This window comes from Lelliottia sp. 7254-16, assembly GCF_002922995.1.
Lineage (GTDB): Bacteria > Pseudomonadota > Gammaproteobacteria > Enterobacterales > Enterobacteriaceae > Enterobacter > Enterobacter jeotgali.
This window is the reverse complement of record NZ_PQVS01000006.1, coordinates 179,450-197,688: the sequence shown is the minus strand read 5'-3', so window position 1 is coordinate 197,688 and position 18,239 is coordinate 179,450. Positions and strand designations below refer to the sequence as shown.

The following is an 18,239-nucleotide window of genomic DNA, read 5'->3' as shown; positions in this document are numbered from 1 at the left end:
TTTAATATGCTGATTTCACTGAACTTAATCAGTGACCCCAGATGTCATCGTCACGAGTGACGATGACATCTGTCGACGTCAGACATGGGCTTTGGCAGCGACAGAATCGCGCAGGATAAGCTCGCCGGGGAAGGCCTGCTGGCTGGTAAATTCGCCGCCGTCGAGCATAAAAATCAGGCGGCTAATGGTCTCTTTGATCATCTCGGTGACCGGAATACGGACGCTGGAGAGCGACGGCACGGTATACGGCGCGATGGAAACATCATCAAAACCAATGACGGAGACCTCGCCCGGCGAGGCAATCCCGCTGTTATGTAGCTGCTTTAGCGCACCTATCGCCATATCGTCATTACTGGCGACCAGCGCGGTGAATGTCTCTTTGCGTGCAAGTAGCGTGGCCACCCCCGCCGCCCCGCTTTCCGGCGTCCATTTGCCCTCAACCAGCAGTTCATCACGCAGGGGAATACCGTGTTGGGCCAGGGCCTCACGGTAGCCAGAAAGACGTTCGATACCGGTGGGCGAATCCAGCGAGCCGGTGATAAAAGCGATATCGCGATGGCCCATCTCAATTAGCTGCGATACAGCGTCCTGACACGAGGCTTTATGATCGGACCACACACAATGGCTGCTGTTTTTGCGCAGACGACGGTTGAGCACCATGATCGGCTGCACCTGCTTTTCGACGATCTCGTCCATCTCATCGACGCTTAAAAAGCGCGGATAGATGATGATCGCATCGCAGCGCATGTCGAGCAGATACTGAATCGCCTCGCGCTCTTCATCGGCGCTGTGTTTGCCATCCGCCAGAATCAGCTGGCGACCTTTTTCTTCCGTCATACGCGCGGCGTGAAACAGCAGCTCACTGAAATACACGCCGTGATAAAGGGTGTTGGTGACCACCAACCCCAGGGTTTGCGTGCGCTTTGCAGCCAGATTTCGCGCCAGCAAATTCGGGCGATAGCCGCTCTCTTCGATCGCCTTAAAAACGCGGTCTTTGGTTTCCTGGCCTACGTAACCATTGCCCGAAAGCACCCGAGAAACCGTCGCCTTCGACACCCCTGCCCGCTTCGCCACTTCCAGCATCGTGGTCATGTAATCATTCCATCAAAAACTAATGCGCCGAAGTGTACTGCACCGCGCGAAAATTGTCGCAGCGCGTATCTCACGCTTTTGAATGCTCAAAGTGATCGTTATCACGAATGTAAAAAATGCACATGCGACCATCTTGTTTCATACAAAGAAACTCATCATGATTTTGTGGAACCGGTTTCCTACACGTTCTCACCATTAAAACAGGATCAACTCCGATGGCCAAAAATTATGCCGCGCTGGCGAAAGACGTTGTCAGTGCGCTCGGCGGCAAAGACAACATCGTCGCCGTCACCCACTGTATGACGCGCCTGCGCTTTGTGTTGCAGGACGAAAGCGCCATCGACAGCGCCACCCTCAAAAGCATCAGCGGCGTGCTCGGCGTGGTGCGTAACGACAACCAGTGCCAGGTGATTATTGGCAACACCGTTTCTCAGGCGTACCGCGAAGTAGTGAATCTGCTGCCTGCCGGAATGCGCCCTGCCGAGCCGCAAGGCCCGCAAAAACTGACCCTGCGCCGGATCGGTGCCGGGGTTCTCGACGCGCTGATCGGCACTATGTCTCCGCTGATCCCGGCGATCATCGGTGGTTCGATGGTCAAGCTGCTGGCGATGATCTTAGAAATGACCGGCGTGCTGACCAAAGGCGCACCGACGCTCACTATTCTGACGGTGATCGGCGACGGCGCATTCTTCTTCCTGCCGCTGATGGTGGCCGCATCTGCTGCCGTAAAATTCAAAACCAACATGTCGCTGGCGATTGCTATCGCGGGCGTGCTGGTTCATCCAAGCTTTATCGAGCTGATGGCGAAAGCCACCCAGGGCGAGCACGTCGAGTTCGCGTTTATCCCGGTGACCGCAGTGAAATACACCTACACGGTGATCCCGGCGCTGGTGATGACCTGGTGCCTGTCGTACATCGAGCGCTGGGTGGACAAAATCACCCCGGCGGTGACTAAAAACTTCCTCAAACCGATGCTGATTGTGCTGATTGCCGCCCCGCTGGCTATCCTGTTGATTGGTCCGATTGGCATCTGGATTGGCACCGCGATTTCCGCGCTGGTTTACACCGTGCATGATTATCTCGGCTGGCTGTCCGTCGCCATCATGGGCGCACTGTGGCCGCTGCTGGTGATGACCGGGATGCACCGCGTCTTTACGCCTACCATCATTCAGACCATCGCCGAAACCGGCAAAGAGGGAATGGTCATGCCGTCGGAAATCGGCGCCAACCTGTCGCTCGGCGGTTCTTCGCTGGCGGTGGCGTGGAAAACCAAAAACCCAGAGCTGCGCCAGACCGCACTTGCGGCGGCGGCGTCCGCCATCATGGCGGGTATTTCTGAACCGGCGCTGTACGGCGTGGCGATTCGCCTGAAACGCCCGCTGATTGCGAGCCTGATAAGCGGCTTTATCTGCGGCGCTATCGCTGGAATGGCGGGGCTTGCCAGCCATTCGATGGCGGCACCGGGTCTGTTCACCAGCGTGCAGTTCTTCGATCCGGCCAACCCGATGACCATCGTCTGGGTATTTGGCGTGATGGCCCTGGCGGTGGTGCTCTCGTTTGTTCTGACGCTGATCCTGGGTTTTGAGGATATCCCGGTAGAAGACGAAGCCGAGAAAGCACGTGCCCTGCAGGCTGCACCGGTCCCGGCACAAGAAGCACGCGCATAAATGAATAACGAGGTAAAAATGTCTGTTTTTCCACAAGGATTTTTATGGGGCGGCGCACTGGCCGCCAACCAGAGTGAAGGCGCTTACCGTGAAGGCGGCAAAGGGCTGACCACCGTCGATATGATTCCCCACGGCGCGAACCGTATGGCGGTAAAGGTCGGCAAGGAAAAACGTTTTACGCTTCGCGACGACGAGTTTTACCCAAGCCACGAGGCGATTGATTTTTACCATCGCTACAAAGAAGACATCGCCCTGATGGCGGAGATGGGTTTTACGGTGTTTCGGACCTCGATTGCCTGGAGCCGTCTCTACCCGAACGGCGACGAGCCGCTGCCAAATCAGGACGGCATTGCCTTTTACCGCGCGGTGTTTGAAGAGTGCAAAAAGTACAACATTGAACCGCTGGTGACGCTGTGCCACTTTGATGTGCCGATGCATCTGGTGACGGAATACGGCTCCTGGCGCAACCGCAAAATGGTGGATTTCTTCGCCCGCTACGCGCACACCTGCTTTGAAGAGTTCAACGGTCTGGTGAAATACTGGCTGACCTTCAACGAGATCAACATCATGCTGCACAGCCCGTTCTCGGGGGCGGGTCTGGTGTTTGAAGAAGGCGAGAACGAAGATCAGGTGAAATACCAGGCTGCGCACCACGAGCTGGTGGCGAGTGCACTGGCGACCAAAATCGCCCATGAGGTGAACCCGGAAAACCAGGTCGGCTGCATGCTGGCGGGCGGGAATTTCTACCCTTACTCCTGCAAGCCGGAAGACGTGTGGACGGCGCTGGAAAAAGACCGCGAGAACCTGTTCTTTATCGACGTGCAGGCGCGTGGGACTTATCCAGCCTATTCGGCGCGCGTGTTCCGCGAAAAAGGGGTAACGATTGTCAAAGACCCGGCCGACGATCAGATCCTCAAGCACACCGTCGATTTTGTCTCGTTTAGCTATTACGCATCACGCTGCGCCTCGGCGGAGATGAACGCCAACAACACCAGCGCGGCAAACATCGTTAAATCCCTGCGTAACCCGCATATCGAAGTGAGCGAATGGGGCTGGGGCATTGACCCGCTGGGCCTGCGCATCACCATGAACATGATGTACGACCGCTACCAGAAACCGCTGTTCCTGGTGGAAAACGGGTTAGGCGCGAAAGACGAGATCGACGCGAATGGTGAGATTAACGACGATTATCGCATTAGCTATCTGCGCGAACACATCCGCGCGATGGGCGATGCGATTGAAGACGGCGTACCGCTGATGGGCTACACCACCTGGGGCTGTATCGATCTGGTGGCGGCATCCACCGGCGAGATGAGCAAGCGCTACGGGTTTGTCTACGTCGATCGCGACGATGCAGGCCACGGCACGCTGGACCGGAAACGCAAAAAATCGTTCTGGTGGTATAAGAAGGTGATTGCGAGTAACGGGGCGGATTTGGGGTAGCCGAACGTCCTCCGAACGGTCCCCTCTCCCTGTGGGAGAGGGTTAGGGTGAGGGGAACCCGCGTCACAGGACTGACAGGTATGTGCGCTCTGGTGCCCTCACCCCGGCCCTCTCCCACAGGGAGAGGGAGATAACGGCCCAACCGGTAAGCGCAGCGCCACCGGGCAATGTCAGGCCGCAGCGCCGTTTCCCGCCGGGTGGCGGCTACGCCTTACCCGGCCTACAAAACCATAGGCCGGTGCAAGCCTTTGTAGGCCCGGTAAGGCGTAGCCGCCACCGGGCAATCACCGCTCAGAGCTGCGCAAATCCCCCATCCCCCACCCACCCTGCCAGCCGGGAATACACCACCTCAACGGCCGCTTTAATTGCTGGCGTCATCGGATAATAAAACCCGACAATATCCGGCTGAATGCCCAAAAACAGCACCTCGCCCACGTCGTCTTTGATCTGATCGACCAGATAGTTAAGCGGCATATTGTGAGTGGTCATCATGAACATCTCGGCGATATCGTCCGGGTCGATCAGGCGGATTTCACCGGGGTTAAGCCCCATATCCGTCGCATCGACAATCAGCAGACGGTTCGGGCGCAGCTCGCGCAGGGCGACCACGTCGTTTTCAGGGGCGCTACCGCCGTCGATCACCCGCCAGTTGCCCTGCGGATTCGCGAAGCACATCTCCGCCAGCAGCGGGCCTGCGCCGTCATCGCCCATCATGCTGTTGCCGACACACAGTAAAACGTCAGTCACGTAATCTCCTCACCATCAGGTAGATGGCGCTCTCCTGATGAATATCATGCAGCATGCTGAGCAGCGTTTTGCTCCACGCCTGCTGGGCGGGGGTCTGCACCGCCAGCGCCGCGTCAAAGGCGTTCGCCAGCATGGCGATATGGTTGCTGTCGATGACGATTTCGCCATACTTCGGCACGCCTTCCATTTTGCGCCGCGCCGTACTGCCCACCTCTAACGTGCCGATCCACTGAAGATAATCGTCCCACGGGCAGCTAAGTGCCGCCTCTAAACAGTCGATTATCCCAAGATGGTGACCAATCGCCAGGCTGTAATAAACCACCTGCTGGGCCGCATCCGGCGTCGCATCGTTCTCATCGATAAACTTACGGCTCAGCTGACTGAACACCACCTGTTCGCTCATCGGATACGCGCCTCGTCCACCACCTGGTTGAGGTTCGCCACGATCTCGTTCAGACGCGGATCTTTTTCCGCCTCCAGCCAGCGCTCAACCTGATGATCACCCTGGCTCAGCAGACGCAGATAGTCATCGGCAATCTGACGGCCATAGCGATATCCGGCAAGACGACGCGCCGTCCGGTCAACCTTCACGCGCAATGGCTGAACCATGTCAGGGTGCAAAATTTGCGCAGGCTGGTTGTCGATTTCCCCCGGCTCGCGGGCATGGATTTTCTGCTCCAGCAGCCCCAGCGCCATCGCAAAACCGTACAGCGTCGCGGCAGGCGTCGGTGGGCAGCCGGGAATATAGACATCCACCGGCACGATTTTGTCGGTCCCGCCCCACACGCAGTAAAGATCGTGGAAGATGCCGCCGCTGTTGCCGCACGCCCCGTAGGAGATGCAGATTTTTGGATCGGGCGCGGATTGCCAGGCGCGCAGCGCCGGGGATCGCATCGCGCGCGTCACTGCACCGGTGAACAGCAGAATGTCCGCATGACGCGGAGACGGCACCACTTTGATACCAAAACGTTCGGCGTCAAACAGCGGTGACAGAGTGGCGAAGATTTCAATCTCGCAGCCGTTGCAGCCCCCGCAGTCCACGCGGTAGACGTAGGCGGAACGTTTGATTTTTTTCAGCAGGGACGCTTTCATGTTGGCGATGGATTCATCCACCGTCATCGGCACCGGAATGCCGTTATCGTCGCGCGGGCCGAGTAAATTATTCATCAGCTGGCTTCTCTCATGTGGCGGGTGATATCGATGCGGTCGGACGGCAGCAGGCACTTCTGGCGTTTGCATTCCGGGCAGGTTTCGAACCCTTCCCGGTGCTGTTCCGCACGCGCATCACCGTTGTGTTTCAGCAGCGCAATGGCGTAGTCGATCTCTTTTTGCACGGCGAACGGATGGTTGCAGACGCGGCAATGGCACAGGTCAAAGCGCGACTGTTGAAGGAAATCGGCTTTGTTCCACACCGCCAGCTCGTACTCCTGCGACAGTTTAATCGCCGCCGTCGGGCAGACCTCTTCGCAGCGGCCGCAAAAAATGCAGCGCCCGAGATTGAACTGCCAGGCCAATTCATTCGTCGCCAGATCCGTTTCCACCGTCAGGGCGTTCGACGGACAGGCGTTCACGCACGCCGCGCAGCCGATGCACTGCTGCGGGTTGTGCTCCGGTTTGCCACGAAAGTTTTTATCGACCGGCATCGGCTCCAGCGGATAACTGCTGGTCACCGTGCCGGTTTTGATCACTTTTTTGATAAAGGTAAACATGACGAATCCTTATTTCAGCGGCGAGTTCTTGCGCTCGATGCTGTAGCGTTCAAGCTCTTTGTACGGCACTACCTGGCTTTTCTTCTTGCGCACATCCACCACCGTCATGCGGTCGGTACAGGAGTAGCAAGGATCGAGACTGCCGATGATCAGGGGTGCGTCAGACACCGTGTTGCCGCGCAGCATGTAGCGCAGGGTCGGCCAGTTGGCGTAGGTCGCCGCACGGCAGCGCCAGCGGTAGAGCTTCTGGTTGTCGCCGGTCATGCTCCAGTGGATATCATCCCCGCGCGGCGCTTCGGAGAACCCGAGCGCGAAGCGGTTCGGAATATAGGTAAAGCCTTCCACCGCCAGCGGACCGCCCGGCAGATTATCCAGACCAAAGTCGATCATATTCAGCGCGGTAAAGACTTCGTTGATGCGCACTTTCAGGCGGGAGATGACGTCGCAGCCCTGCTCGGTGTGGACCGTCATCGGCAGCAAACCGTAGCCAACGAACGGGTGATCGGCGCGGGTATCGCGGGCGTGACCGCTGGCGCGCACCATCGGGCCGACGTTGCTGAAGTCACGGGCAATCTGCGGATCGAGGCGGCCCACTCCGACAGTACGCTGCTCGATGTTAGGCGTGCTGAGCAGCATATCCACCAGATCCTGCACGTCGCGGCGCATCTGCTGCGCCAGCAGGCGGGTCTGGATCATGTCGTCTTTCAGCAGATCGCGGCGAATCCCGCCGATCAGGTTCAGACCGTAGGTTTTACGCGCCCCGGTGAGGATTTCAGCCATTTTCATCGAGGCTTCACGCACGCGGAAGAACTGCATAAACCCGGAGTCAAAGCCGACGAAGTGACAGGCCAGGCCGAGGTTCAGCAGGTGCGAGTGCAAGCGCTCCACTTCCAGCAGAATGGCGCGGATCATCTGCGCGCGCTCTGGCACCACGATGCCCATCGCGTTTTCCACCGAGGTGGTGTAGGCGGTGCTGTGGGCAAAGCCGCAGATCCCGCACACGCGATCGGAAAGGAACGTCACTTCGTTGTAACCCATGCGGGTTTCCGCCAGTTTTTCCATTCCGCGGTGGACGTAGAACAGACGGTAATCGGCGTCGATAATGTTTTCGCCATCGACGAACAGGCGGAAGTGGCCCGGCTCATCAGAGGTGACGTGCAGCGGGCCAATCGGCACCACGTTGTTCTTTTTGCTGCCCAGTTCGTTGATGAACTCGTAGGTTTCGCTGTCGGTCGTTGGCGCAGGACGCTGACGATAATCCATGCTGTCTTTACGCAGGGGATAGAGTTCATCCGGCCAGTCGTCCGGCAATACCAGGCGACGTTCATCCGGCAGGCCGACGGCTACCAGACCGTACATATCACGCACTTCGCGCTCGCCCCAGACCGCCGCAGGCACGCGCGGCGTGACGGACGGGTACTCCGGTTTATTCGGATCGACTTCGACGCGCACGGTTATCCAGCATTTGACGCCCTGCTCCATCGACAGTACGTAATAGACCGCGTAGTTGCCGCACAGCTGGCGCTCATCGTTGCCGAACAGCACCGACAGCCAACCGCCCTGCTGGTAATAAAGAAACTCCACCACTTCCGGCAGATAGTTCACCTTGATGGTCAGGGTGATTTGATCTTTGGTCTGCCAGCTCTCTTCCAGCACCACGCCGGGAAACGCCTGATGCAGTGCGGCGAGATACTGTTGACCTACTTTTTCTTCAGACATGCTAAGACTCTCTGTAATCACGCCACCAGCAAGGAGACGAAGGCTAAAAAGGCAAAGCCAAACCCGGCCCAGGTGATGCGCGAGGTGGCGTTAAAGCGCAGTCGCGCCATGCTGTTTTCAAACAGGGCGATAATCAGCACACCGGCCACCAGCTTGAGCGCGGCAATCACCACCGCCAGCAGTAAACCCGTCACCGAAAAGTGCGTCACCTGTCCCCACGGGAAGAAGACGCCGACAAACATTTGCAGTACCACCAGCTGTTTGAGGCTGATGCCCCACTTCAGCACCGCAAAACCATAGCCGCTGTACTCCGTGAGCGGGCCTTCCTGCAGCTCCTGCTCCGCTTCCGCGAGGTCAAAAGGCAGTTTGCCCATCTCGATAAAGGTGGCGAATGCGCAGGCACACAGGGCCAGAATCAGCGGCACGCTGCGGGCGACGGGCCAGTGATAGACGGTATCTGCAATAAAGCTGATGTGCGTTGAGCCCGCGACCTGCGCCGCGACCCACAGGCCCAGCAGCAGGATCGGCTCAACCAGCACGCCGAGCATCGCTTCGCGGCTGGCGCCGATACCGGTAAACGGACTGCCCGTATCCAGCCCTGCAATCGCGAAGAAAAAGCGTGCGATGGCGAAGAGATAGATCAGGGTGATCAGGTCACCGAGCACCGGCAGCGGCGACGCAACCGTCACCATCGGCAGTGCGGTGGCGATGGTCAACATCACGCCGACCATCACGAACGGCGTCAGGCGGAAAACCCAGCCGGACGCGTCAGGAGCGATGCTCTGACGGCCCATCAGTTTGAACAGATCGCGGTACTCCTGGAGTACGCCAGGGCCGCGACGGTTGTGCATTCGGGCGCGGGCCACGCGGGTGATGCCCGAAAGCAGTGGCGCAACGGCGAATAACACCAGCGCCTGAAGTAATGCCAGTAACAGACTCATGTCAGGCTCCTCGTGAAATCACAATCACCACCAGCACCGCCAGCTCGATCAGGGCGAGGCGACGGAACAGCGTGGGCGCGACCGCGCTTTGCCAGCCGGGTATCAACTTCACCGGATTTAGCAGGTGACGCAGCTTCAACACAGCGGCAAAGTTCTCTTTCACCGGCATTGCAAAACCGTGGGCGGTGATCACCATCGACTGTTCGTGCTCATACCCGCACGCCCATGCCGTCCCGCGTGAACGGGCGGGCAGACGGTCGCGTTTGAAGAACATCATCAGCACCAGCGGGAGAAGCGGCGCGGCGATCAGCAGCAGAGCAATCATCGGCTGAGAAACGGCGGTGTGCGCGGTGGTAAGCGGCAGTGGGACTGCACTTCCCAGCAGCGGCAGCAGCCACGGCGCAGCCACCCCGCCCGCAATGCAGCACAGGGCCAGCAGAACGACGCTTACCGTCATCAGCGCTGGCGCACAGCGGGCGTTTTCTGCCTCCGGTGTGCGCGGTGCGCCGAGGAAGGTGACGCCGTAGACTTTTGCCATACACATCACCGCCAGCGCGCCGGTAATCGCCAGACCGACGGCCAGCATTGGCCCCAGCAGACGGGCGATAAAGACGTCGCTCTGGCCGAGGGCAAAGAAGGACTGATAGATCACCCACTCACCGGCAAAACCGTTGAGTGGCGGCAGCGCGGCCATCGCCATCAAACCGACCAGCATGGCGAGCGAAATCAGCGGCATTTTTTTGCCGATCCCGCCGAGCTTCTCGATATCGCGATGCCCGGTGCGGAACCAGACGCTGCCTGCGCCGAGGAACAGCGTGCTTTTAAACAGGCTGTGGTTGACGAGGTGATACAGCCCACCGATAAACCCGGCGGCAACGAGCGCCGGATGGTTCAGCGCTAGGCCAGTCAGCCCCGCGCCCAGACCAAGCAGGATGATGCCGATGTTTTCCAGGGTGTGATACGCCAGCAGGCGCTGGATGTTGTGTTCCATCAGGGCGTACAGCCCGCCGACAAAGGCGGTGATCATCCCGGCGACGAGCAGCACTACGCCCCACCACAGCGGCGGCTGGCCGCCGATCAGCGAAAGGGTGAGGATGCCAAACACACCGACTTTCATCACCACCGTCGAGAACAACGTCGCGGCAGGTGCAGAGGCATTCGCGTGTGCCTGCGGCACCCAGCCATGCAGCGGAATAATCCCCGCCAGCAGACCAAAACCAACCACACCCAGCAGCCAGATATCCGCGCCAAATGGCACTAGTTGCGCACGGGTGCTCAGGAGATCCAGTTCCAGCGTGCCGTAGCGCTGCCACACCAACCAGCAGGTCAGTGCCAGCAAGAGAGTGCCGAGGCGCCCAAGCGCAAACCACAGTTTGCCGGACGGGCTGCAGCCGGTCAGGAACACGCCGCACAGAGCCATGATTTCCGCCATCACCACCAGCGCGGCCAGGTTGCTGGCGACGACCGTACAGACGGCGGCGGCGAGCAGGAGATTGATCAGCAGACCGTTCGGTTTGGTCTGCGGATGGCGGTGCCAGTCGATATTAAACAGGCTGACAAACAGGCCGCACAGGCCAAAGGTAATGAGCCAGATAGCGTTCAGCGGCGTGAGCTGAACGGTGTGGCGAACCAGCGGCATAGCGCCTTCTGCATGGACACCCTGCGTCAGCACCATAAACCCGGTCAGCGCCGTTATCGCACTACCGACTGCCCCGCCGATTCCGGCGGTCCATCCGCTGAGGGGTTTGTTGAAAGAGAACACCAGCGACAGCACGGCGGCGGCCACAAACCAGGCCACGGCGCTGTTAATCAGAGTCACAGCGTTCATTTCGCCCCCTCGTTTTGCGCCTGAAACAGCGACAGATCGCCAAAATCGGTATTTATCGTCAGTTCGCGTTTGCGTTTACTGGTGCGCGCGATATCGCGGATATTGACCAGAATCAGCGCTTTGGTCGGGCAGGTGCGCACGCAGGCCGGGCCTTGTTCATCAAAGCTGCACAGATCGCATTTCACCGCCACGGCGCGCACACCCGGCACCCAGTCGAGCAGGCTGCTGACGCGGGCCGGAGCGGGAGGCGCAGGCGGGGCTTTTGGCGAATTGGCGTTGGCCGGAATATGCAGCGGGCGGCTGCCCGAAAATTCAATCGCGCCGAACGGACAGGCGATGCCGCACAGCTTGCAGCTCACGCACAGGCTCTCGTTTAGTTGCACAGCACCATCGACGCGGGTGATGGCATTCACAGGACAGACGCCCGCGCAGGGGGCATCCTCACATTGATGGCAGAGCTGCGGGGCAGACTCTTTTTCATTACGCATAACGCGCAGGCGCGGCATGGACTGCAGCCCGTGCAGGCGGTGTGTTTCCGAACACGCCGCTTCACAGGTATGGCAGCCAATACAGACCGTCGAGTCAGCAATTACAAAACGGTTCACCGGGTAGTCCTCAGGACAGTGTCATTTTTGACGACGACGTGCCATATCGACACATCTCGACACGCAAACATCAGGCGGTGTGCGGTTCGCGCACCAGCTCATGCAGATTTACCGGCACGTTATTTTCCACCGCCGAATAGAGGCCGTCGTACACCGGTGCAATTTTTTCCAGATAGTGTTCAAGCACCTGGTGGCGATCGCGGGTACTGACGTGGCCGTCAACCATGCCGTCGATCATCAGCTGCGCCTGCGCAATACGCTGTCTGTCGCCGTCTTTGGTTTCGACGTGATATTCGATGACGTGGCTGTTGAAGTTGTCCGCCAGGGTGACGTAAATCGTGAAGTGACCAAACAGCACGAAGCACAAATCCTCTTGTGCCGCGCAGCTCATCGCATGATGCAGATGGGCTTTAGACAGGGTGATGCCCTGAACCAGTGAGTTGCAGTACAGGTGCCACTGCTCCTGTAATTGTTGATGGCGTTGCGCGATGTAGTCCGCTTTTTCGCTAAGTTCCCAAATAGTCATCTCAGGTATCCGGTTAATGGAGATGACGGCTGTTAAGCAGATTTTGTGCCAGTTTTTATCTTTATGATTTATAAGACTTTTAACTAATAAACGCTATCCCCGTCAGCATGTCGACGTGTCATTTCGTCAGCGCCGTCATCGACACTCCCTTTCCTAAATCAGGCTGGCATCGTTATTGCATTAACGGTGAAAATCACCGAGGAGGCGTCATGCACGAAATCACCCTCTGCCAGCGCGCGCTGGAACTTATCGAGCAGCAGGCAAAGCAACACCACGCAAAACGCGTTACCGGCGTATGGCTGAAAGTCGGGGCTTTTTCCTGCGTCGAACCCAGCGCCCTCACCTTTTGCTTTGAGCTGGTGTGCCGCGACACGCTGGCGGAAGGCTGCACTTTGCATCTCGAAGAGCAGCAGGCCGAATGCTGGTGCGAGACCTGCCAGCAGTACGTCACGCTGTTATCGTCAAAAGTGCGAAGCTGCCCGCAGTGTCAGAACACCGGCTTGCGCATCGTGGCCGACGACGGTTTGCAGATCCAGCGCCTCGAAATAGACCAGGAGTAAATCATGTGTAGTACCTGCGGTTGCGCCGAAGGCAACCTGTATATCGAAGGCGATGAGCATCGCCCCCACTCCGCGTTTCGCTCCGCGCCTTTCTTGCCCGCCCCGCGCAACGTGGCAGCGCTCACCGGCATCCGCTTTGCGCCAAAGCCATCAGACGAAGGCGACCTGCACTACGGCCACGGCGAAGCAGGCACCCATGCGCCGGGGATGAGCCAGCGCAAAATGCTGGAAGTCGAGATCAACGTGCTGGACAAAAACAACCAGCTCGCCGCACGCAACCGCGCACGTTTCGCCGCGCACGACCAGTTGGTACTTAATTTGGTGTCCAGCCCCGGCTCCGGCAAAACCACCCTGCTGACAGAAACCCTTAAACGCCTGAACGTGCGCGTCTCCTGCGCGGTTATAGAAGGCGATCAGCAGACCGTGAATGACGCCGCGCGCATTCGCGAAACCGGCACGCCGGCAATTCAGGTCAATACTGGCAAAGGCTGCCATCTGGATGCGCAGATGATTGCCGACGCCGCGCCGCGTCTGCCGCTGGCGGATAACGGCATTCTGTTTATCGAGAACGTCGGCAACCTCGTCTGCCCCGCCAGTTTTGATCTCGGTGAACGGCATAAAGTGGCGGTGCTTTCTGTCACTGAAGGTGAGGACAAACCGCTGAAATACCCGCATATGTTTGCCGCCGCCTCGCTGATGCTGCTCAACAAAATAGATCTGCTGCCGTACCTCGATTTCGACGTCGAAAAATGTTTGGCGTACGCCCGGGAAGTGAACCCGGAAATTGAAATCCTGATGGTGTCCGCCACTAAGGGTGACGGCATGGAAAGCTGGCTTTCCTGGCTGGAGAATGAGCGATGTGCATAGGCGTTCCGGGGCAGATTCGTACCATCGACGGTAATCAGGCAAAAGTGGAAGTGTGCGGCGTGCTGCGCGATGTCGATCTCACGCTGGTAGGGGTTGTTGACGAAAACGGCGCATCGCGTATCCACCAGTGGGTGCTGGTCCACGTTGGTTTTGCGATGAGCGTGATTAACGAAGACGAGGCCCGCGACACGCTGGCGGCGCTGCAAAATATGTTTGAAGTCGAGCCGGACGTCGGCGCGCTGCTGTTTGGCGAGGAGCGATAACACATGCGCTACGTTGATGAATATCGCGCACCGGAACAGGTGATGCAGCTTATCGCGCACCTGAAAACGCGGGCTGCGCTACTGGAGTACACCGCCGCGCGTCCGCTGCGCATCATGGAAGTCTGCGGCGGCCACACTCATGCGATCTTTAAATTCGGCCTCGACCAGCTCCTGCCCGATAACATTGAATTTATTCACGGCCCTGGCTGTCCAGTGTGCGTCCTTCCAATGGGCCGGATCGACAGCTGCATTGAGATTGCCAGCCAGCCGGAGGTGATTTTTTGCACTTTTGGCGATGCGATGCGCGTGCCAGGCAAAAACGGTTCACTGATGCAGGCCCGCGCGCGCGGCGCGGATGTGCGTATCGTCTATTCGCCGATGGATGCCCTGAAGCTGGCGGCAGAGAATCCAGCGCGAAAAGTGGTGTTTTTCGGCCTTGGATTTGAAACCACCATGCCCGCAACGGCCATCACTTTGCGGCAGGCAAAAGCGCAGGATCTGACAAACTTTTTCTTTTTCTGTCAGCATATTACGCTGATTCCTACCCTGCGCAGCCTGCTGGACGAACCGGACAACGGTATCGACGCGTTTCTTGCGCCAGGCCACGTCAGCATGGTGATTGGCACCGAGGCCTATGGCTTTATCGCCGCCGACTATCATCGCCCATTAGTGGTGGCTGGATTCGAACCACTTGATCTACTGCAAGGCGTGAACATGCTGGTTGAGCAGAAAATAGCAGCCGTGAGTTCGGTAGAAAATCAGTATCGTCGCGTGGTCCCCGATGCGGGCAATCATCTGGCGCAACAGGCTATCGCCGAGGTATTTAGCGTCGAAGGTGACAGCGAATGGCGCGGGCTGGGTCTGATTGCGCAGTCAGGCGTCCATCTGACCGCTGCGTACCAGGCATTCGACGCCGAAGCGCATTTTCGACCTCAGCCGCAGCAGGTATGTGACGATCCTCGCGCCCGCTGTGGCGCGGTGTTAACCGGCAAATGCAAACCGCATCAATGTCCATTATTTGGCAACACCTGCAATCCGCAAACCGCGTTTGGCGCGCTAATGGTCTCTTCCGAAGGAGCCTGCGCCGCGTGGTATCAGTACCGCAATCAGGAGTGTGAAGCATGAAGACGGTGGAAATGGCCCACGGCAGCGGCGGCCTGGCGATGCAGCAGCTGATTGGTCAGCTGTTTATGTCCGCCTTCGACAACCCGTGGCTGGCGCAGCAGGAAGATCAGGCACGCATTGCGCTGTCATCGTTGACCTCCCAGGGCGATCGCCTGGCGTTTTCCACAGACAGCTACGTCATCGACCCGCTGTTTTTCCCCGGTGGCGATATCGGCAAGCTGGCGGTGTGCGGCACGGCGAATGATGTGGCGGTGAGCGGTGCAATCCCCCGCTATCTCTCGTGCGGTTTTATCCTCGAAGAGGGATTACCAATACAGACCTTAACCGCCGTCGTCAACAGCATGGCGCAGACCGCACGGGAAGCAGGTATTGCCATCGTCACTGGCGACACCAAAGTGGTGCAGCGCGGTGCGGCGGACAAATTGTTTATCAATACTGCGGGCATGGGTGCCATTCCGGCGGACATCCACTGGGGCGCGCAGCAGCTCAATGTCGGCGATGTGTTGATTGTTAGCGGTACGCTGGGCTGCCACGGCGCGACAATTTTAAATCTACGCGAAGGGCTGGGGCTGGACGGTGAACTGCAGAGCGACTGCGCGGTGCTGACGCCGCTTATCCAGACCTTGCGTGACTGCCCCGGCGTTAAAGCCCTGCGCGATGCTACGCGCGGCGGCGTGAATGCCGTCGCCCATGAGTTCGCCGCCGCCAGCGGGTGTGGCGTTGAACTGGTGGAAAGCCAGTTGCCCGTCAAAGCGGCAGTGCGTGGTCTTTGCGAGCTGCTGGGCCTGGACCCACTCAACTTTGCCAACGAAGGCAAGCTGCTGATTGGCGTTGAACGCGCTTACGCTGAAGCGGTACTGGAAAAACTGCGCGCCCATCCGCTCGGGCAGAATGCCGCTATCATTGGTGAAGTGGTTGAGCGCAAAGGAGTGCGACTGTCCGGCCTGTACGGCATCAAACGCACGCTGGATTTACCGCATTCAGAACCGTTACCCCGAATTTGCTAGAACCGCGCGAAAAGCGGTCAGCACTGTTTCTCTTTTTTTGCCAGTCTCTTTGGAAGCGATATGTCGTATACACCGATGAGCGATCTTGGACAGCAAGGGCTGTTTGATATTACGCGCACACTTTTACAGCAGCCCGATTTGGGTTCACTGAGCGAGGCTCTGACGCGCCTGGTCAGGCAATCTGCGCTGGCAGACAGCGCCGCCATCGTGCTCTGGCACAGCGCCAGCCAACGCGCCAGCTACTTTGCGACGCGCGACAACGGCAAGCCCGTCGAATATGAAGATGAAACGGTGCTGGCACACGGCCCGGTGCGTCGTATTTTGTCGCGCCCGGACGCGCTGCACTGCAACTTCGAGGAGTTTCGCAAGATCTGGCCGCGTCTCGCCGACAGCCCGTTATATTCGCCCTTCGGCCATTACTCCATGCTCCCGCTGGCCGTCGATGGTCGTATCTTCGGCGGCTGCGAATTTATTCGTAATAACGATCAGCCGTGGAGCGAAGCGGAATACGAACGCCTGCACACTTTCACCCAGATTGTCAGCGTGGTGGCGGAACAGATCCACAGCCGCGTCAGCGATAACGTCGATTACGATCTCCTGAGCCGCGAGCGTGACAACTTCCGCATTCTTGTCGCTATCACCAACGCGGTGCTCTCCCGCCTCGACATGGACGAGCTGGTGAGCGAGGTCGCGAAAGAGATCCACCACTACTTTAAAATCGACGCTATTAGCATTGTGTTGCGCGGCCATCGCAAGGGCAAACTGACCATTCACTCCACCCATTATCTGGACGAAACCAACCCGGCGCACGAGCAAAGCGAAGTCGACGAAGTGGGAACGCTGTCCGAGCGGGTGTTTAAAAACAAAGAGATGCTGCTGCTCAATCTCAACGAGCGTGACGAACTGGCACCGTACGAGCGGATGCTGTTTAACTCGTGGGGAAACCAAATTCAGACATTGTGCCTGCTGCCGCTGATGTCCGGAAACACCATGCTCGGCGTACTGAAACTGGCGCAGTGCGAAGAGCAGATCTTTACCACCACCAATTTAAAACTGCTGCGCCAGATTGCCGAGCGTATCGCTATCGCGCTCGATAATGCCCTTGCGTATCAGGAGATCCACCGCCTGAAAGAACGGCTTGTGGATGAGAACCTGGCGCTGACGGAACAGCTGAATAACGTCGACAGTGAATTTGGCGAGATTATTGGCCGCAGCGATGCCATGTACAGCGTGCTCAAACAGGTGGAAATGGTGGCGCAGAGCGACAGCACGGTGCTGATCCTCGGCGAAACCGGCACCGGCAAAGAGCTGATTGCCCGTGCAATCCACAATCTCAGCAATCGCAACAGCCGTCGGATGGTGAAAATGAACTGCGCGGCGATGCCTGCGGGGCTGCTCGAAAGCGACCTGTTTGGCCACGAGCGCGGTGCGTTTACCGGTGCCAGCACCCAGCGCATCGGTCGTTTTGAGCTGGCGGACAAAAGTTCGCTGTTCCTCGATGAAGTGGGCGATATGCCGCTGGAGCTGCAGCCCAAATTGCTGCGCGTGTTACAGGAACAGGAGTTTGAACGCCTCGGCAGCAACAAGCTGATTCAAACCAATGTGCGCCTGATTGCTGCCACTAACCGTGACCTGAAAAAAATGGTCGCCGATCGTGAGTTCCGCAACGATCTTTACTATCGTCTGAACGTGTTCCCAATCTGTCTGCCACCGCTGCGCGAGCGTCCGGACGATATCCCGCTGCTGGTGAAAGCGTTCACCGCCAAAATTGCCCGCCGGATGGGGCGCAATATTGACAGCATTCCGGCAGAAACCCTGCGCACGCTCTCGGCGATGGAATGGCCGGGCAACGTTCGCGAGCTGGAAAACGTCATTGAGCGGGCGGTGCTGCTGACGCGCGGCAGCGTGCTACAACTCTCGCTGCCCGAAGTGATGATTTCACAAGAGCCGATGCCGGTGGCGGAAATGGCACAGGACGGTGAAGACGAATATCAGCTGATCGTGCGTATTCTGAAAGAGACCAACGGTGTGGTCGCCGGGCCGAAAGGGGCTGCCCAGCGACTGGGGCTGAAACGGACAACGTTGCTTTCACGCATGAAACGGCTGGGTATTGAGAAAGATATGCTGGTGTGAATCACGC

Annotated in this window: 18 protein-coding genes; 8 read left to right on the top strand and 10 right to left on the bottom strand. The window is 58.4% G+C overall.

All coding sequences use genetic code 11. The annotated features are described in order from the left end of the window. Window positions 1–78: 78 nt before the first annotated feature. Entirely contained in the window at window positions 79–1,092 is a 1,014-nt protein-coding gene (locus tag C3708_RS11010; protein ID WP_103949261.1) for a LacI family DNA-binding transcriptional regulator, read from the bottom strand. A gap of 215 nt (window positions 1,093–1,307) precedes the next feature. Here C3708_RS11010 and ascF point away from each other — a divergent pair, with 215 nt between their 5' ends. Continuing rightward, the gene (gene ascF, locus C3708_RS11005; protein WP_103949260.1) at window positions 1,308–2,759 is read left to right on the top strand and encodes a PTS cellobiose/arbutin/salicin transporter subunit IIBC; all 1,452 of its coding nucleotides are present in this window, start codon (window positions 1,308–1,310) and stop codon (window positions 2,757–2,759) included. An 18-nt stretch (window positions 2,760–2,777) separates the two neighbouring features. Beyond that, a complete protein-coding gene (locus C3708_RS11000; RefSeq protein WP_103949280.1) occupies window positions 2,778–4,202 on the top strand; it encodes a 6-phospho-beta-glucosidase in 1,425 nt (474 codons plus the stop codon). A gap of 291 nt (window positions 4,203–4,493) precedes the next feature. On the opposite strand, the gene hycI is transcribed toward C3708_RS11000, so the two are convergent. The 9 genes from hycI to hycA form a co-directional block, all read right to left on the bottom strand. After that, window positions 4,494–4,949: a hydrogenase maturation peptidase HycI gene (gene hycI / locus C3708_RS10995; RefSeq protein ID WP_103949259.1), complete on the bottom strand. Its 456-nt coding sequence runs from the start codon at window positions 4,947–4,949 to the stop codon at window positions 4,494–4,496. Then, window positions 4,942–5,352: a formate hydrogenlyase maturation HycH family protein gene (locus C3708_RS10990; protein ID WP_103949258.1), complete on the bottom strand. Its 411-nt coding sequence runs from the start codon at window positions 5,350–5,352 to the stop codon at window positions 4,942–4,944. The genes hycI and C3708_RS10990 overlap by 8 nt, the downstream gene beginning before the upstream one ends. Continuing rightward, window positions 5,349–6,116: an NADH-quinone oxidoreductase subunit B family protein gene (locus C3708_RS10985; protein WP_103946547.1), complete on the bottom strand. Its 768-nt coding sequence runs from the start codon at window positions 6,114–6,116 to the stop codon at window positions 5,349–5,351. The genes C3708_RS10990 and C3708_RS10985 overlap by 4 nt, the downstream gene beginning before the upstream one ends. Next, window positions 6,116–6,658, bottom strand: a complete 543-nt coding sequence (locus tag C3708_RS10980; protein WP_095283071.1) for a formate hydrogenlyase complex iron-sulfur subunit — start codon at window positions 6,656–6,658, stop codon at window positions 6,116–6,118. Before C3708_RS10980 ends, C3708_RS10985 begins: the two co-directional genes overlap by 1 nt. A 9-nt stretch (window positions 6,659–6,667) precedes the next feature. Beyond that, window positions 6,668–8,377, bottom strand: a complete 1,710-nt coding sequence (locus C3708_RS10975) for an NADH-quinone oxidoreductase subunit C (RefSeq protein WP_103946548.1) — start codon at window positions 8,375–8,377, stop codon at window positions 6,668–6,670. 17 nt (window positions 8,378–8,394) lie between these two features. Next, window positions 8,395–9,318: a respiratory chain complex I subunit 1 family protein gene (locus C3708_RS10970; protein ID WP_103949257.1), complete on the bottom strand. Its 924-nt coding sequence runs from the start codon at window positions 9,316–9,318 to the stop codon at window positions 8,395–8,397. A 1-nt stretch (window position 9,319) separates the two neighbouring features. Further along, the gene (gene hycC / locus C3708_RS10965) at window positions 9,320–11,146 is read right to left on the bottom strand and encodes a formate hydrogenlyase subunit 3 (protein WP_103949256.1); all 1,827 of its coding nucleotides are present in this window, start codon (window positions 11,144–11,146) and stop codon (window positions 9,320–9,322) included. Next, window positions 11,143–11,751 carry a 4Fe-4S dicluster domain-containing protein gene (locus tag C3708_RS10960; protein WP_095283079.1) on the bottom strand — a complete coding sequence of 203 codons (609 nt, stop codon included), beginning with the start codon at window positions 11,749–11,751 and terminating at the stop codon, window positions 11,143–11,145. Before C3708_RS10960 ends, hycC begins: the two co-directional genes overlap by 4 nt. Before the next feature lie 70 nt (window positions 11,752–11,821). After that, the gene (gene hycA / locus C3708_RS10950; protein WP_095283081.1) at window positions 11,822–12,277 is read right to left on the bottom strand and encodes a formate hydrogenlyase regulator HycA; all 456 of its coding nucleotides are present in this window, start codon (window positions 12,275–12,277) and stop codon (window positions 11,822–11,824) included. A gap of 209 nt (window positions 12,278–12,486) precedes the next feature. On the opposite strand from hycA, the gene hypA reads away from it, so the two are divergent. From hypA to flhA, 6 genes are read left to right on the top strand one after another with little or no spacing between them, the layout of a single operon-like run. Beyond that, window positions 12,487–12,837, top strand: coding sequence for a hydrogenase maturation nickel metallochaperone HypA (hypA, locus tag C3708_RS10945; RefSeq protein ID WP_095283083.1), 351 nt, complete (start codon window positions 12,487–12,489; stop codon window positions 12,835–12,837). Window positions 12,838–12,840: 3 nt separating this feature from the next. Continuing rightward, window positions 12,841–13,704: a hydrogenase nickel incorporation protein HypB gene (hypB, locus tag C3708_RS10940; RefSeq protein WP_103949255.1), complete on the top strand. Its 864-nt coding sequence runs from the start codon at window positions 12,841–12,843 to the stop codon at window positions 13,702–13,704. Next, on the top strand, window positions 13,695–13,967 hold the full coding sequence (locus C3708_RS10935) for a HypC/HybG/HupF family hydrogenase formation chaperone (RefSeq protein WP_103946552.1): 273 nt from the start codon (window positions 13,695–13,697) through the stop codon (window positions 13,965–13,967). Before hypB ends, C3708_RS10935 begins: the two co-directional genes overlap by 10 nt. A gap of 3 nt (window positions 13,968–13,970) precedes the next feature. Next, window positions 13,971–15,092 carry a hydrogenase formation protein HypD gene (gene hypD, locus C3708_RS10930; protein WP_103949254.1) on the top strand — a complete coding sequence of 374 codons (1,122 nt, stop codon included), beginning with the start codon at window positions 13,971–13,973 and terminating at the stop codon, window positions 15,090–15,092. Continuing rightward, complete coding sequence (gene hypE / locus C3708_RS10925; protein ID WP_103949253.1) at window positions 15,089–16,099, top strand: hydrogenase expression/formation protein HypE; 1,011 nt, start codon at window positions 15,089–15,091, stop codon at window positions 16,097–16,099. The genes hypD and hypE overlap by 4 nt, the downstream gene beginning before the upstream one ends. 60 nt (window positions 16,100–16,159) lie before the next feature. Next, window positions 16,160–18,232 carry a formate hydrogenlyase transcriptional activator FlhA gene (gene flhA / locus C3708_RS10920; protein WP_095283090.1) on the top strand — a complete coding sequence of 691 codons (2,073 nt, stop codon included), beginning with the start codon at window positions 16,160–16,162 and terminating at the stop codon, window positions 18,230–18,232. The last annotated feature ends 7 nt before the right edge of the window (window positions 18,233–18,239 follow it).

Bases quoted from the DNA above. Each gene is read 5' to 3' on its own strand.
- C3708_RS11010 (WP_103949261.1), bottom strand. From the start codon at position 1,092: ATGACCACGATGCTGGAAGTGGCGAAGCGGGCAGGGGTGTCGAAGGCG.
- ascF (WP_103949260.1), top strand. From the start codon at position 1,308: ATGGCCAAAAATTATGCCGCGCTGGCGAAAGACGTTGTCAGTGCGCTC.
- C3708_RS11000 (WP_103949280.1), top strand. From the start codon at position 2,778: ATGTCTGTTTTTCCACAAGGATTTTTATGGGGCGGCGCACTGGCCGCC.
- C3708_RS10990 (WP_103949258.1), bottom strand. From the start codon at position 5,352: ATGAGCGAACAGGTGGTGTTCAGTCAGCTGAGCCGTAAGTTTATCGAT.
- C3708_RS10985 (WP_103946547.1), bottom strand. From the start codon at position 6,116: ATGAATAATTTACTCGGCCCGCGCGACGATAACGGCATTCCGGTGCCG.
- C3708_RS10980 (WP_095283071.1), bottom strand. From the start codon at position 6,658: ATGTTTACCTTTATCAAAAAAGTGATCAAAACCGGCACGGTGACCAGC.
- C3708_RS10975 (WP_103946548.1), bottom strand. From the start codon at position 8,377: ATGTCTGAAGAAAAAGTAGGTCAACAGTATCTCGCCGCACTGCATCAG.
- C3708_RS10970 (WP_103949257.1), bottom strand. From the start codon at position 9,318: ATGAGTCTGTTACTGGCATTACTTCAGGCGCTGGTGTTATTCGCCGTT.
- hycC (WP_103949256.1), bottom strand. From the start codon at position 11,146: ATGAACGCTGTGACTCTGATTAACAGCGCCGTGGCCTGGTTTGTGGCC.
- hycA (WP_095283081.1), bottom strand. From the start codon at position 12,277: ATGACTATTTGGGAACTTAGCGAAAAAGCGGACTACATCGCGCAACGC.
- hypA (WP_095283083.1), top strand. From the start codon at position 12,487: ATGCACGAAATCACCCTCTGCCAGCGCGCGCTGGAACTTATCGAGCAG.
- hypB (WP_103949255.1), top strand. From the start codon at position 12,841: ATGTGTAGTACCTGCGGTTGCGCCGAAGGCAACCTGTATATCGAAGGC.
- C3708_RS10935 (WP_103946552.1), top strand. From the start codon at position 13,695: ATGTGCATAGGCGTTCCGGGGCAGATTCGTACCATCGACGGTAATCAG.
- hypD (WP_103949254.1), top strand. From the start codon at position 13,971: ATGCGCTACGTTGATGAATATCGCGCACCGGAACAGGTGATGCAGCTT.
- hypE (WP_103949253.1), top strand. From the start codon at position 15,089: ATGAAGACGGTGGAAATGGCCCACGGCAGCGGCGGCCTGGCGATGCAG.
- flhA (WP_095283090.1), top strand. From the start codon at position 16,160: ATGTCGTATACACCGATGAGCGATCTTGGACAGCAAGGGCTGTTTGAT.